Source organism: Dolichospermum sp. LEGE 00240 (genome assembly GCF_015207875.1).
Lineage (GTDB): Bacteria > Cyanobacteriota > Cyanobacteriia > Cyanobacteriales > Nostocaceae > Dolichospermum > Dolichospermum gracile.
The window spans coordinates 26,920-41,913 of the sequence record NZ_JADEVZ010000009.1 but is presented as its reverse complement, the minus strand read 5'-3'; the positions used below and the strand labels follow the sequence as shown (position 1 = coordinate 41,913).

10 protein-coding genes and 1 riboswitch are annotated in these 14,994 nt (G+C 38.8%); all 10 genes read left to right on the top strand.

The features are described 5' to 3' along the window. Nucleotides 1-111: 111 nt before the first annotated feature. The 10 genes from IQ226_RS04890 (at nucleotide 112) to IQ226_RS04845 (ending at nucleotide 14,730) form a co-directional block, all read left to right on the top strand. Entirely contained in the window at nucleotides 112-786 is a 675-nt protein-coding gene (locus IQ226_RS04890; RefSeq protein WP_193892789.1) for a GUN4 domain-containing protein, read from the top strand. Nucleotides 787-1,464: 678 nt separating this feature from the next. Beyond that, nucleotides 1,465-1,983, top strand: a complete 519-nt coding sequence (locus IQ226_RS04885) for a DUF29 family protein (protein WP_193892786.1) — start codon at nucleotides 1,465-1,467, stop codon at nucleotides 1,981-1,983. A gap of 439 nt (nucleotides 1,984-2,422) precedes the next feature. After that, nucleotides 2,423-3,448, top strand: coding sequence for a type I glyceraldehyde-3-phosphate dehydrogenase (gene gap, locus IQ226_RS04880; RefSeq protein ID WP_193892783.1), 1,026 nt, complete (start codon nucleotides 2,423-2,425; stop codon nucleotides 3,446-3,448). Between the two features lie 144 nt (nucleotides 3,449-3,592). Beyond that, nucleotides 3,593-5,023 carry a pyruvate kinase gene (gene pyk, locus IQ226_RS04875; protein WP_193892780.1) on the top strand — a complete coding sequence of 477 codons (1,431 nt, stop codon included), beginning with the start codon at nucleotides 3,593-3,595 and terminating at the stop codon, nucleotides 5,021-5,023. Between the two features lie 216 nt (nucleotides 5,024-5,239). Beyond that, nucleotides 5,240-6,265 carry a transaldolase gene (locus tag IQ226_RS04870; protein ID WP_193892778.1) on the top strand — a complete coding sequence of 342 codons (1,026 nt, stop codon included), beginning with the start codon at nucleotides 5,240-5,242 and terminating at the stop codon, nucleotides 6,263-6,265. Between the two features lie 440 nt (nucleotides 6,266-6,705). Further along, nucleotides 6,706-6,818: riboswitch (cyclic di-AMP (ydaO/yuaA leader) on the top strand. Between the two features lie 160 nt (nucleotides 6,819-6,978). Further along, nucleotides 6,979-7,623: a universal stress protein gene (locus IQ226_RS04865; RefSeq protein ID WP_193892934.1), complete on the top strand. Its 645-nt coding sequence runs from the start codon at nucleotides 6,979-6,981 to the stop codon at nucleotides 7,621-7,623. Nucleotides 7,624-7,921: 298 nt separating this feature from the next. Further along, nucleotides 7,922-8,665 (top strand): COP23 domain-containing protein, encoded by a 744-nt coding sequence (locus IQ226_RS04860; RefSeq protein ID WP_193892775.1) that lies wholly within the window; start codon nucleotides 7,922-7,924, stop codon nucleotides 8,663-8,665. Between the two features lie 512 nt (nucleotides 8,666-9,177). Continuing rightward, a complete protein-coding gene (locus tag IQ226_RS04855; protein ID WP_193892772.1) occupies nucleotides 9,178-9,882 on the top strand; it encodes a peptidylprolyl isomerase in 705 nt (234 codons plus the stop codon). Between the two features lie 37 nt (nucleotides 9,883-9,919). Continuing rightward, on the top strand, nucleotides 9,920-12,913 hold the full coding sequence (locus tag IQ226_RS04850) for a peptidase domain-containing ABC transporter (protein WP_193892769.1): 2,994 nt from the start codon (nucleotides 9,920-9,922) through the stop codon (nucleotides 12,911-12,913). A 233-nt stretch (nucleotides 12,914-13,146) separates the two neighbouring features. Then, complete coding sequence (locus IQ226_RS04845) at nucleotides 13,147-14,730, top strand: HlyD family efflux transporter periplasmic adaptor subunit (protein ID WP_193892766.1); 1,584 nt, start codon at nucleotides 13,147-13,149, stop codon at nucleotides 14,728-14,730. Nucleotides 14,731-14,994: the final 264 nt, after the last annotated feature.

Here is a 14,994-nt window from a genome sequence, read left to right as displayed (position 1 = left end):
CTAATTATTCTCACACCAGAACTCACTAATAATCCAGTTGGGAATTTTATCATCACTTTGGTATTTTTGTGTTTACCATTTTTCCTCATATATTTATTTGTAGATGAGGATATGAAAAAAATTTCCCAGTTTCTGGCTATACTAACAAACAATCAACGCTATTACCAAAAAATTCATAAATTAATTGCTTTTATAACTAGATATTCGATATTAATCATAATATCCTGCATTCCATTGTTATCTTTTTTTTCATCCTATCAAATTCAAGAGTGGATTTATTGGCATCCTCAGCATAGACAAGATAATTATACTCAATTGAGTCAATATTTACAAGCTAAGAATTGGGAAGCTGCTGCCAAAGAAACACAATCAGTAATGTTGAAAATCACTAACAGAGAAAATAATAATTGGTTAAGTACCAGAGCCATTGAAAATTTTCCTTGTGAAGCTTTACAGAATATAGACAATTTGTGGTTAAATGCTAGTGAAAATAGATTTGGTTTTAGTGTCCAAACTAAAATCTGGAAACAAGAAAATAATGGTCAAATTAATTTTGATGATAAAATAGATGAAAAATTTCGTCAAAAAGTGGGATGGAAACCAGAAAATATAACCAATATAGAATCTCATTTCCAATTATCTACAGATACCCCCATAGGATATTTACCTAAACCTGTAGGAACGTCTTTGGGAAAAGCTTGTGTGGGAAATTTAGATAGGCTTTGGTTTGGACAAGCAGTAGGCTGTTATCACAAGATATTTATTCGCATAAATGATTGTAAATAAAATAAGTGATATATTGGGGATGGGGAACAGATCAACAATACAGATATTTTTGTTTTTTCTAAAAATCTTGAATTAATTTTGCTCGGATAATTATTGAATTCAAATTGTGCTAAAATAACGTGAGTTCGGAGTTTCTCCTTCGGAGACGCTACGCGAACGGAGTTATGATTTTTTCAACGAGAGAATAAGGGCTTGAGACTCCTACGTGGGGTGAGTTTTCCACAAATTATCGTTATGTCGAACTCACGTTAAAATAACTATTTTTCGGAACTTCACTAAATGCGTAATCCACAAAAGAACCACATTAAAATTGATCCAGCCACCCTGGTTTTAATTGGGTCTGCTTTGATACTATTACCACTACTACTCGCTGGCTTTTTGGGGTAATTATCTATCCACAAAGTTAAAAGTTGGTTATTTCCATTAACTGAAAATAACCATCAACTAGCACCGCAGGAAGTGGGTATGGAAGCCAAGCAAATAAGCCATCTCTAGCCTAAGTGAGTATTTGAAATTCGCAGCAATTATCAAACCGATACATACCGCACTATTTATGCTATGGGAATCCGGTTTGATTCTGTGAATTTACTTGTGTGGTCAGTTACCAGATATTATTGATAGTTATTTAGGTAATTTACCCGGTGGTGAAGATTGGAAATTAGAGTAAAGGTAATCAATATGACTCAAGAATTAATAGACCTTAGAAATAGTATTTTAGAAAAACGTTACAGCGATGCTTTAGCTATTGTTGATGAATTAGAGGGGATGAGTAAACAAGCGATTTTACGAAATATTCAAGCATTTTTGAGAATTTTGTTAATTCATTTAATTAAAAACCAAATAGAAAACCGATTAACTAATTCCTGGGTTGCTTCTATTCGCAATTCGTTAGTGGAAATTAAAAAAATAAATCTCAAAGAAAATAAAAAATCCTATTATATCAATCAAGATGAATGGGATAGTTGGTTAGAAGATGAAATTGAATTAGCCATAGCTGACGCTAGTTTAGAAGTTTTGAATGGGATTTATAATGAATTTCAATTAGCGGAAATGGTTAATAAAAATGAGGTAATCTCTATCGCTAGGAAATTTTTGGAATTGACTCATTTACATTCTGTGAAAGAGTTACCAAAAACTATTGCTGAACTGTTAATACAGTTACCCGGTGGTGAAGATTGGAAATTAGGGAAAAGGTAAATTATCAAGTGAGAGAATTACCAGATATTATTGATGATTATTTAGGTAATTTAACTGGTGGTGAAGATTGGAAGCTAGGGAAAAGGTAATGTTTGAAAAGTTTCCGGCGATTATAAAGATGCCTCCGGCACGCTGACGCGAACGCTAGTACACAAACAAAGTCTACCTGTGTGGACTAACGAAAAATTAAGGTTTTCAACCCATGAAGATGGGTTTTGTCTGTGTAGCCGCGACTGACCGTCGCCCATAGATATATAAATTTATACCTTTTAAACAACCTTTAATGATCACAAGTCATCAAAGAACAATAACTAAACCTTAAAATATGCCAGTTAAATTAACTTTATGCCTTTTGTGACTGTAAGAATCAGCTAAGTCAGACTAGAATTAACCGGGCCAGTTAACCTTTGCTGAAATTCCCAACACAGGAGGTTTAATTTTGACGAAGTTGAAAATTGGTATTAATGGATTCGGTCGAATTGGTAGACTTGTGTTACGTGCTGGTCTTGCTAATCCTCATATTGAATTTGTAGGAATTAACGATTTAGTTCCTCCCGATAACCTTGCTTATCTTCTCAAGTACGACTCTACACACGGGAGATTGAAAAGCAAAGTTGCAGCTAGAGAAGACGGGATTGTAATTGATGGTCATTTTATTCCTTGTGTATCCATGCGAAATCCCGCAGAACTACCTTGGAGTAAATTGGGAGTAGATTATGTTGTTGAATCTACAGGACTTTTCACCGACTACGCTGGGGCGGAAAATCACCTGAAAGCAGGTGCAAAGCGGGTTGTGATTTCTGCACCGACAAAAGAACCTGAAAAGGTAAAAACAATGGTTATGGGTGTAAATCATCACCTATTTGACCCCGCCAAAGACTTGATTGTATCTAATGCAAGTTGTACTACAAATTGTTTAGCTCCCATTGCGAAAGTCATTAATGATAACTTCGGTTTAGCCGAAGGGTTAATGACTACAGTTCACGCCACAACAGCCACTCAGCCCACGGTAGATGGTCCCAGTCGCAAAGATTGGCGCGGTGGACGGGGTGCGGGTCAAAATATTATTCCCTCGGCTACAGGGGCGGCTAAAGCGGTGGCTTTGGTATTACCAGAATTGAAAGGTAAATTAACAGGAATGGCTTTGAGAGTTCCTACTCCTGATGTCTCCGTAGTTGACTTGACTTTCAAAACCACCAAAGCCACTTCTTACAAAGAAATCTGTGCAGCCATGAAAAAAGCCGCGGAAGGTAATTTAGCAGGTGTGTTGGGTTACACCGATGAAGAGGTAGTATCTACAGATTTTCAAGGTGATTCCCACTCTAGCATCTTCGACGCGGGTGCAGGAATTGAACTGAATAGCAATTTCTTCAAAGTTGTCTCTTGGTATGACAACGAATGGGGTTACTCCAACCGCGTCGTTGATTTGATGTTGTCAATGGCCAAAAAAGAAGGATTGATTTAGGTGAGAGGTGACAGGTGACAGTGAGAACCGCAAGAGGTAAGAGCAAGATTAATATTCTTCTCCCCCTGCTCCCCGCTCCCTGCTCCCCTGCCTCTTCCAGGGCTTAACGGAGCGTGCTACCTTAACGTTACTCCTTACATACTTATGCGTCGCACTAAAATTGTTTGTACTATTGGACCTGCTACATCTTCACCTGAGAAGTTAGAAGCTTTGGTAAGAGCGGGAATGAATATGGCGCGGTTGAATTTTTCTCATGGTGCTTATGAGGCTCACGCTCAGGTTTTTCATCATTTAAGACAAATTAGCAAGGATTTACATAAGCCAATTGCAATTATGCAGGATTTGTGTGGTCCAAAGATTCGGTTGGGGAAATTACCACCGGAAGGGTTAATGTTGGAAGCTGGAACTGAGGTGACTTTTCTTTTACAAGAGAAGGGTGAAAATATTGATGAGTTACCCTTACCTCTACCCACTCTATTCGCCATGATGCGCTGTGGCGAACCGATTTTAATTAATGATGGTCGGGTGAAATTAACTGTTACCAGTCGTGACGCTGATAGAATTCGCGCTCATGTAAATATCGGCGGTTTGATTTCTTCTCACAAAGGTGTAAATTTACCCGCAACTCCTTTACCTGTAAGTTCAATTACAGAAAAGGATTTAATGGATTTGCGATTTGGGATACAATTAGGTATAGACTGGGTAGCAGTGTCCTTTGTGCGATCGCCCCAAGACCTCGAACCTGCACGCCGGATGATTGAAGGTGCTGGCTCAAAGATTCGCCTCATTGCCAAAATTGAACGAGCGGAAGCAGTAGAACAGCTAGATGCTATCCTGCAAGTCGCGGACGGAATTATGATTGCCCGTGGTGATTTGGGGGTGGAAGTACCGATTTATGAAGTCCCCCTGATTCAAAAAGAAATTGCCCGTCGTTGTAATCAAGCTGGTAAACCAGTGATTACGGCTACCCAAATGTTAGAGTCTATGATTAGCGCCCCTGACCCCACTCGCGCTGAAGCCACAGACGTTGCTAACTCAATCTTAGATGGAACAGATGCGGTGATGTTATCTGGAGAAACCGCAATGGGCGAATATCCCATAGCTGCTGTTCAAACTATGCACAATATCGCTTTAAGAACAGAAACTGTACTCCAAGAGGGACATAGACATTCTTGGAGTCCGAAAGCGGGTAGTTTGACAGTGACAGAATCAGTATCTCAATCGGTGTGTCGCATTGCCTATGAAACCGGTGCAAAAGCGATTCTCTGCAATACAACATCAGGAAGTACAGCCAAACTGGTGTCTAAATATCGTCCCAGCACACCGATTGTCGCGCTTACTGCCGACTGTACCGCTTATCGTCAATTGGCTTTATCTTGGGGTGTAGAACCTTTACTTATTCAACCTGTTCACAATGCTGAAGAAATGTTTGTGAATGTGGTAGAGACTGTTGTTGCTAGTGGTTTGGTTCAAGAAGGAGACAAGGTGGTGATTACCTCTGGTGTCCCAATTGGTCAATCTGGAACAACAAGTTTAATTAAAGTGCATTCTATTGGACAGCCAATTACGGCATGACGCATCTAAAATAGGTAATTGGTAATGGGTAATTGGCAAGAGGCAAGAGGCAAGAGGCAAGAGGCAAGAGGCAAGAGGCAAGAGGTAAGAAAAATTCAATATCCTACCTATTTCCTATTCCCTATTCCCTATTCCCTATTCCCTATTCCCTGTTCCCTGTTCCCTGTTCCCTAACCACTGACAACGAACAACTGACCACTGACATTGGAGTATGTTATGCCTAAGAACTTACTAGAAGCACTACGGGCAGTAACCGTTGTGGTAGCGGATACCGGAGATATCCAATCAATTGAACAGTTTAAACCTCAAGATGCTACTACCAATCCCTCACTGATTACCGCTGCGGCACAAATGCCGGAATATCAGGATATTGTTGATCAAACTTTACTCAAAGCTAAAAAAGATGCGGGCGCTGGTGCTAGTCAAGCCCAGGTGGTATCTCTGGCTTTTGATCGTTTGGCGGTATCTTTTGGATTAAAGATATTACAAATTATCCCCGGTCGGGTATCTACAGAAGTAGATGCTCGGTTATCTTATGATACAGATGCTACTGTAGCTAAAGCACGGGATTTAATCGCTCAGTATAAAGCTGCTGGTATTTCTAAAGAGCGGGTTTTGATTAAAATTGCCTCCACTTGGGAAGGTATCAAAGCTGGGGAAATTTTGGAAAAAGAAGGTATTCACTGTAACTTAACTTTACTATTTGGTTTGCACCAAGCGATCGCCTGTGCGGAAGCTGGGATCACTTTAATTTCTCCTTTCGTGGGTCGGATTCTTGACTGGTACAAAAAAGATACTGGTCGGGACAGCTATCCCTCCGCAGAAGATCCAGGTGTATTGTCTGTCACCACAATTTATAACTACTATAAAAAGTTTGGTTATAAAACCGAGGTCATGGGCGCTAGTTTCCGTAATATCGGCGAAATTACAGAATTGGCTGGTTGCGATTTGTTAACTATTTCTCCTGGTTTGTTGACAGAATTGCAAAACACTGTGGCTGAATTACCGCGCAAACTTGATCCTGCAAAAGCAGCAGGTTTACCAATTGCCAAAATCTCTGTTGATAAAGCTACGTTTGATCAAATACACAATGGCGATAGCGAAGCGCTGCTGCAAGCAGATCGCATGGTTTCTGATAAACTCTCAGAAGGTATTGATGGTTTCACCAAAGCTTTGATTTCTTTGGAAAAACTATTAGCTGAAAGATTGGCTCGTTTAGAAAGTGAAAAGGTAACTGCTTAATAATTGGTGATGGGTAATTGGTAATGGGTAATTGGTAAAATTATTACCTATTTCCTTTTACCTATTATCTGCTTGATCTACTAAGTAGGTGAACACAATAAAACCAAACTGTGTAAAAAAACGTAAAATCGCTGAAAACTTCTTTACTCTTGCTTCTTGCCTTGCTATAACGACAATTTTCAACGCCAACCTACTTACAAGGCTTTTATTAAATCTTGAAAAATAACCGTTAAACATACTTAAATCACGAATTATCACTAAATTCTCACTTTTGAATTTTTGTTAAATCAAAATAGTTTAAATCATTAAATATTACGGAAAATAGGAAAAATTACCAATCAAGCTGCTCACTACAAGCATATCCTCAATATTCTTAACCTTGACTTTATTTAAACCTAGTGTAATAGTATTACTATATTTTTAGTGGGTAGCCTAATCCAAATTCATCGAACCTGAATTTGAAACGGAGGAACCAAGTATTTGGGGCTAATCTTACGAGAGACACCTTCCAGTCTTAGCCCGTCAGCTAACTCCGTCGGCAATGGAAGGAACTTCCAAAATCTTGGCTGTAATATCAGTTATGATTAGGGCTTCCTTAAATAAATTTTAGATTTTGGATTTGAGATAAATCTGAAATTTACAATTTTCATCCCCCGCTTCTCATTGACTAATCGTTGCAAGGGAGAGAAGTTAAAACTGTGAAAATCAAGCCAATGTTAGCACGGTTACAAAGTGCTATCGGTCGTGATGACCTAATTGAACAAATGGTATTATTGCCAGAAGCTCAAACCTCATTTTCCGAAAGAGTTTCCCAGGCTAAATCAGCTAATTTTATCGTGGGCTATAATGGTTCACCTCAAAGTCACACAGCCCTAGATATAGCCTGTTGGATTGCTCACCAAACGAGTTTAGCTACTAACTTTCAAATTACAGTCCAAGCTGTTTATGTAGTAGCAGAAAACTTCAATTATCAATCTGTTGATATAGTCAATATTGCTGATAATAAAGCTCAATTAGAATACCAATTCAGCCAAACATCAAAGCCAGCCACCTGGCGATTAAATCAACCCAAAGGAACAGCAATTTTACCGCAATTAGCCAAAGAATCTATAACTTCCATCAAGGAAGCAGATAGAATTGTTTGGCAAGCAAAAACTTTAGCTGAAGAATGGCAAGGTTCGTTTAAATCTCATTTGCGGTTTGGCAACACTGCAAAAGAACTGAAAAAGGTTGTGCAATTAGAAAGTGCAGATATTCTCTTTTTAGGATGCCAATCTAGTCATCATCCCATGATAGCAACACTCGGTAAAAACTTCCCTTGTGCAGTTTTGGGTATTCCCCATTGTATTGATGAATAATATCTGTTTTTAAAGACACGAAGAACAGGAAGGATGAAGGAAAGAAGACAGGTAATTTTTCACCGGGAACGGAGTATAAGCGTCCTTGGATTGCGATCGCCTACAACGCACCTATTTCTGTGAACTACAACCTAATCGAGAAACCGCTGTAAGCTGCTGATAATCCTTCCTAGCTTGTAGCGGTTTCTGCTATGTATACTAAAAACCAAAAAACAGGTATTGTTAATGAATCAAAAAAATATATTCTCCGTCAATAGAGATATCAGCTATTTACCTGTTTCTAACAGAGGTTATATTTATGCCATTACAATCAATTCGGGTTTTATTGTTGGGTAGTCTGGGCTGTTCTTTATTTTTTAGTAATACTGTAGCTTTTGCTCAAGTTGTTGTTCCTACAGTACCATCGGGTTCATCAACCACCATCCCAACTTCCACCACCGTTGACGACAGTAGCACCAGGTTTAGTTGTCAATCTAACAATGGACAGTTTACAGTCATGTATCAGCCCCAAAGCCAACCAGGACAATACTTTGCTTGGGCTGCACCTCAGAGTTTAGGAGGCGGTTGGGATGCTCAAAAACGTTGTCAGGCGATCGCTACCCGTTTAGAATCATATCGCCCAGATGGATTACAAGAACTGCAAATAGCCAGAGAAAATAGGGAAAATATTATCTGTGTCACCACCGAAGCCCAACCCAGTTGTCGAATTGTCTTAACAGTCCCTCGTGGCAAAGATCCTTATACTATTCGCAATAGTGTATTCCAAAACTTAACTACTGCTGATACTGGACAACAAACTATTGCTGTCAATACCTACAATAATCGTAACAGCGGCAATGACAATAGCTTATATAGTCTGGGACGAACGCTTTTAGGTGGTAGCAAGAATCAGGTTACTTCTGCTAAAGGTGGGATTAATTTGAAACCATACCTTGATCCTAAAGATGGTGGTACAGGCGGAAAACTGAGGAATGGAATAGCAATTCAAGTTAATACCACGCTTCAAAGTCCCAGTCGTCTAAATCCGGGCAGATTTCGTTAATTATGATTCCGGGCAACCACAGGGGGATTGCCCCTACAGTATTTTTGTGATTATATTTACCTTTTTAGAGAAATTAAATTTACCCTTTATATAATTTTGTCCTGTATTAACTTATTAGGTGTTGTAATTATTTCTCAGGATGGATTGATTTTTGAAGATTAGTGAGTAAGTGAAGAATAGGCAATCACCGCAATGACTGGTTATCTAATTTAGGCTGCTAATTCGTCATTATTCCCCATTTCCTAGAAAGTAAGTTTGATATGACAAATTTATTAATTTATGGTAAGTTGGTACGATAATATCCAAACATCAACACTCTGACTACTTAAATGCCCAAAAATCAACTTTTGGTTATTGGCAAATAATTAGTATTTAAATACTACACTGAAACCAAAGCAGAGTAAAGTTGTCATAAATTGTATAATTTAACCAAAATATAACTTGGTGACAATCTAATTCTATTATCTTTTGAAGAGAAATTAACAATGGTGACAAACCTGATTACAAGTAATATGAATCAAGTTCTACAATTGGGCGATCGCATCCTCCAGCCCACAGAGGTTTTATCATTATTGTCGGAATACCAGCTACTACCGCTATTAATTAAGGAAATACTTATTGATCAAGCGATCGCAGAAATTGTCTGTACCCCAGAAGAGGAACAACTAGCCTGTGAACAATTAGCCCAACAATATCAGGGACTAGAACCACACAGCGAAAGTTTCCAAAAACTGAAAATCATGGCGGTACGACAATTGAAACTAGAAAAGTTCAAAGAGGAAACCTGGGGAAGGGATTTAAACTCCTACTTTTTGCAACGGAAAAGCCAGTTAGATAGGGTAATTTATTCCCTAATTACCACCTCAGAAGTTGGTATCGCCCAAGAAATCTACTTTCGTATTCAAGAGGGTGAACAATCTTTTGCAGAATTAGCACGGGAATACGCCCAAGGGCCAGAATCCCAAACAGATGGCTTAGTCGGACCGATAGATTTACAATCCCTCCATCCCACATTGGTGAGTATCCTCTCCAAAAGTCAACCACAACAACTATCACCCCCAACTCAAATCAATAACGTGATAGTAATTGTTCGCTTAGAAAAAATCCTACCAGCCCAACTAGATCGTTCCATGGGACAAAGGTTACTAAATGAACGATTTAATCAGTGGTTACAAGCACAAATGACAGAAAAAAAATGTCAGATCCAGACCATGTAAATCGCCAATATAAAGTGAAATAGATAACTCAATCAATATGACTTATACCCAGAGTACCTTTGAAGAATTCATTGCCAGTATTGAAGGATTTGATCAATTATCAAAGGAGGAAATTAACAAACTCGCATCATCACAAATTCTCCAGCCATTACGTTATCGCATAGGACAGAAGATTATTGGTAAAGAACAACTACCAGAAAGGATCGCTATTCTTTATCAAGGTAACGTCAGACTATTGGGATATAATCCCCAAAACCAATTACCAACTACCTTAAAATTACTGCAACCAGGGGCAATAATTGGCGAAATTTCTTGGTTACGTGAACTTCCTTGTGAAACCGCGATCGCTTCCACAGAAGTCATCTGTTTAACCTGGAAAGCTGCAGATTATTTCCAATTTCTCAACCGCAATCCAGGCTTTGCTAAAGCTCGTCAACACATAAGTTACCTCATTGAAATATTTGATATTTTGAGTTCCCAGGTAGCACAAAAAGCCTTAGTCAATCACAACCTCAAAGACATTACCCAACAGGCTCAATTAGAAGCAAAAATTCATTATTTATCACCAGGAAAAACTGCTTTAAGAGAATTAGATAGCGATCGCGTATGGTTCGTGAGTGGTCCTAGTTCCCTACCCAATTTCCCACCCAATTCTCGCCTAGAAACCGACGTAATTGAAGTTAAAAGCAACATTCCTCTCCGCCTATTGGGCATTAATCCTCAAGACCTATCATTACTTGATGGTGTTACCATCGAATCAGAAACATTAGAAACTATATCAGATAGCAGAGTAGATTCGGAAATTCCCTACGCCCAAGAACCAGAATTTGTTCCCCCCACCACATCAAACAAGCAATTTAAAAATCAAAACTATCCATTTTTCCGGGGACAAGGAGAATTAGATGCCACTCTAGCTTGTTTTCAAATGCTATCCAAGCATTTAGAAATGCCCTTTCGGAAAGAAGTAGTCCGCCGCATTTTAAACGACCAAATTAAGCGTCAAGGGAGTATATCTTTTCAAGTTTGCGCTTATTTATGCGAACTAATTGGACTTAAATCCCAGCTAGTTGATGTTCCTGCTGTTTCCATCAATCGGATTCCGACACCAGCATTAATTCGCTATCGTGACAGTTTTGCTGTCCTCTATGCAGTAGATAGAAAAACAGTAGTTTTGGGTTTACCATCTCAAGGCATTATCAACTGCCAAATTAATCAATTAGTAGAAGAATTAGAAACCGATGATGCTAATCTGCAACCACAAGTTAGAGTTTTATTACTGAGTGCAACCAAAGAAACACCGAAAGAACGCTTTGGTTTAGGGTGGTTTGTTCCTTACTTATCACGTTACCGCCGGGTACTGATAGAAGTATTTATTGCTTCCTTCTTCGTCCAACTAGCTGCCCTCGCTAATCCTCTGGTTATTCAGCTAATCATTGATAAAGTCATCGTCCAAAATAGTATTAGTACCCTGAATATTCTAGGAGTATTACTATTAGCAGTGGGTGTATTTGAAGCAGTATTAACCACCTTGCGGACTTACCTATTTGTAGATACCACCAACCGCATTGATATGAGTTTGGGGTCACAAATTATTGACCACTTACTGCGCTTACCACTGCGCTATTTTGATAAACGCCCAGTTGGTGAACTATCCACCAGAATTAATGAATTAGAAAACATCCGTCAGTTTCTCACCGGTACGGCTTTAACAGTAGTGTTAGATGCCCTATTTTCCGTTGTTTATATAGTTGTCATGTTGTTTTACAGTTGGCAACTAACTTTCGTCGGATTAGGGACAATTCCTCTGTTTGTGGTAGTGACATTAATCGCTGCTCCCACAGTCAGTAGACAATTAAGAACTAAGGCTGAACGGAATGCCGAAACTCAATCTTATTTGGTTGAGGTTATGTCAGGTATTCAAACAGTTAAAGCCCAAAATATTGAATTACGCTCTCGGTTTTCTTGGCAAAAGAAATACGCTAAGTTTGTCGCTGCCGGTTTTAAAACTGTGCTGACTTCCACATTAGCTAATTCAACCAGTCAGTTTCTCAGCAAACTTAGTAGTTTATTAGTTTTGTGGGTGGGAGCTTATTTAGTTTTGCAAGGAGAATTAACATTAGGAGAATTAATTGCCTTTCGGATTATTTCTAGTTACGTTACCACCCCGATCTTACGGTTGGCGCAAATCTGGCAAAACTTCCAAGAAACTGGTTTATCCTTAGAACGATTAAGTGATATTGTGGACACACCACAAGAGGCAGAAATAGATCGGAATAATATTCCCCTTCCTGCTGTAAACGGTGCTGTTAAATATGAAAACGTTTCCTTCCGATTTGCTGCCAGCGGACCACTACAACTCAGCAATGTTAGCGTCGAATTTGCCGCAGGTAAATTTGTAGGCATTGTCGGACAAAGTGGTTCAGGCAAAAGTACAATGATGAAATTACTGCTCAGACTTTATGACGCAGAATCTGGCAGAATTTTAGTTGATGGTTACGACATTGCCAAAGTCGAACTTTATTCGCTGCGGCGGCAAATTGGTGTAGTTCCCCAAGATACGCTCTTATTCGATGGCACAGTTCAAGAAAATATTGCCTTAACAAATCCTGATGCCACAACGGAAGAAATCATTGAAGCCGCAGAAATTGCTGTTGCACATGAATTTATTATGACCTTGCCCAATGGTTATAATACAAGAGTTGGGGAACGGGGATCAGCCCTTTCTGGTGGACAAAGACAGAGAATTGCGATCGCTCGTTCTGTATTACAAAGACCTAAAATCTTAGTTTTAGACGAAGCCACCAGCGCCCTAGATTATCCCACAGAAAGGCAAATTTGTCTGAACTTAGCTCGCGCCTTCAAAGGCAACACAGTCTTCTTCATTACCCACCGTTTAAATACAGTTAGTAATGCCGATACTATCGTCGTCATGGATAATAGTAGAATGATAGAACAAGGTAGTCATCAAGAACTCATGGCCGCTAAAGGTCATTATTTCTACCTTTATCAACAACAGGAAGTAAACTTGTAATTTGTTAGTTAGTTGTAGGGGTTTAGCTCATGCTTTACCCTGTTCATCTCGTTCCCAGTCTCTGACTGGGAATGCCATTACAGAGGCTCTGCCTAAAGCCGTTATATAATTCATTCCTATACAGAGTAGGAAACCGAGAAAACTAACAAAAGCAAGTCATACATTAGACCTTTCAAACTCTAAAATTACACACCACTAAATATTCAATCTAAAATCCCAAATCCCAAATTATTATGACTCAACTTAATGGTAGTTACACCAACGGCAACGGCAACGGAAATGGTAACAGTTCTTATAGAGATGCACAAGTATTAACACCACCCAAACCCGCTCCTAAACAGCCAAAACCCGATTTTAATTTTAATAACTTCGAGCAATCTGTAGTTTTACGCCAATCCCCGATTTGGTCACGAACCATCATGATTACTCTCATGGGATTAGCCTGTTTTGGGATTATTTGGGCTTGTTTAGCGAAAATTGAGCAAGTAGTTCCCGCCACAGGACAATTAAAACCAGAAGGAACAGTCAAAGACGTACAAGCTCCCATAAATGGAGTTGTAAAAGCACTGTATGTCAAAGATGGTAAAGAGGTAAAAAAAGGAGATTTATTATTAACTTTTGATTCCATTGCAACCTTAGCCGAATTAAATTCATTGAATAAGATTCGATTAGCCTTAATTCAAGAGAACAATATCTATCGTCGCTTAATGGGAGCAAGTACCGGAATAGATACTGAAATAGCATTTTTACGCCGTAAACTACCAGGAGAATCAGCTTTTTTGCTCAAAAGTCGCGCTTCTTTAGTAACAGAAAATGAACTATTACGTTCTCAATTAAGAAATTTACCAGGAGCAGCAGGTACAGGAATTGATGAACAACAATTATTAGCAGTTGCAAAAACAGAATTAGCATCTCGTTCCAAAGCCGCAGATTTGGAAGTTGAAAAAACCCGAAAACAACTTTCTCAAACCAGATTTAAACTGCAAGATACTAAAAATGGTTTAGCAATTCAAAGTCAGATTTTAGCTAGTCTCAAAACCTTAGCTGAAGAAGGTGGAATTTCTAAACTGCAATATCTGAATCAGAAACAACAGGTACAAACCCTTTCAGCAGAAATATCACAATTGCAGGAAGAAGCAAAACGACTACAATTTGAGATTGATAAGGGAAAAGAGCAATTAACCAATACGGTTGCTAGTTCTGATAAAACTATTTTGGAAAAAATCGGTGCTAACAAACAACGGATTGCGGAAATTGATAGTCAATTCATGAAAATTATCCTGGACAATGAACAGCGTTTAGCAGATATTAATAGTAAGATATCCCAAACACAATTAAATGTTAGATATCAAGAACTCCGCGCTCCAGTAGGAGGTGTAGTTTTCGATTTACAAGCTAAAAATCCGGGTTTTGTTGCCAATTCTACCCAAAAATTACTGCAAATCGTCCCCAAAGACAGTCTCATAGCCGAAGTTTTCATCACCAATAAAGATATTGGTTTTGTGAGGAAAGGTATGAATGTAGATGTGAGAATTGACTCCTTTCCCTTTAGTGAATTTGGTGATATCAAAGGTAAAGTAATTAGTATTGGTTCAGATGCTTTACCTCCCGACCAAAACCATCAATTTTATAGATTTCCAGCCAAAATCAAGTTAGATAAACAACAATTAAGTCTCACCAATCAAGATAGAAAAATATCCTTACAGTCCGGTATGTCTATTACTGCTAATATTAAAGTCCGAGAAGAACGGACAGTCATGAGTTTGTTTACAGAGATGTTTACTAAACAAATTGAGAGTTTGAACGAAGTCCGTTAGGGATTTTTAAAAGACTTAACCTAGATGTGTAGAGGTTGAGATTTAGATTTAGTAGGGGTAAAGCATAAGCTCATTGGTGTCAAATTAAGGCTTGGCGAATGGAATATGGCTTCGCCACGCCAAGGGCAAACGCAGTTATACAAACAAAGTCCGCCTGCGCGGACTCAGAAAAAATCAAGGATTTGAAACCCACGCAGGTGGGTTTTGTCTGTGTAGACGCGGTTTCTAACCGCCCGTTTAACTTTACCCTATGGAATCAAACGA

Coding starts and splice junctions, on each gene's coding strand:
- IQ226_RS04850 (WP_193892769.1), top strand. CDS start 9,920: ATGACTTATACCCAGAGTACCTTTGAAGAATTCATTGCCAGTATTGAA.
- IQ226_RS04890 (WP_193892789.1), top strand. CDS start 112: ATGAAAAAAATTTCCCAGTTTCTGGCTATACTAACAAACAATCAACGC.
- pyk (WP_193892780.1), top strand. CDS start 3,593: ATGCGTCGCACTAAAATTGTTTGTACTATTGGACCTGCTACATCTTCA.
- IQ226_RS04855 (WP_193892772.1), top strand. CDS start 9,178: ATGAATCAAGTTCTACAATTGGGCGATCGCATCCTCCAGCCCACAGAG.
- IQ226_RS04870 (WP_193892778.1), top strand. CDS start 5,240: ATGCCTAAGAACTTACTAGAAGCACTACGGGCAGTAACCGTTGTGGTA.
- IQ226_RS04885 (WP_193892786.1), top strand. CDS start 1,465: ATGACTCAAGAATTAATAGACCTTAGAAATAGTATTTTAGAAAAACGT.
- IQ226_RS04860 (WP_193892775.1), top strand. CDS start 7,922: ATGCCATTACAATCAATTCGGGTTTTATTGTTGGGTAGTCTGGGCTGT.
- IQ226_RS04845 (WP_193892766.1), top strand. CDS start 13,147: ATGACTCAACTTAATGGTAGTTACACCAACGGCAACGGCAACGGAAAT.
- IQ226_RS04865 (WP_193892934.1), top strand. CDS start 6,979: ATGTTAGCACGGTTACAAAGTGCTATCGGTCGTGATGACCTAATTGAA.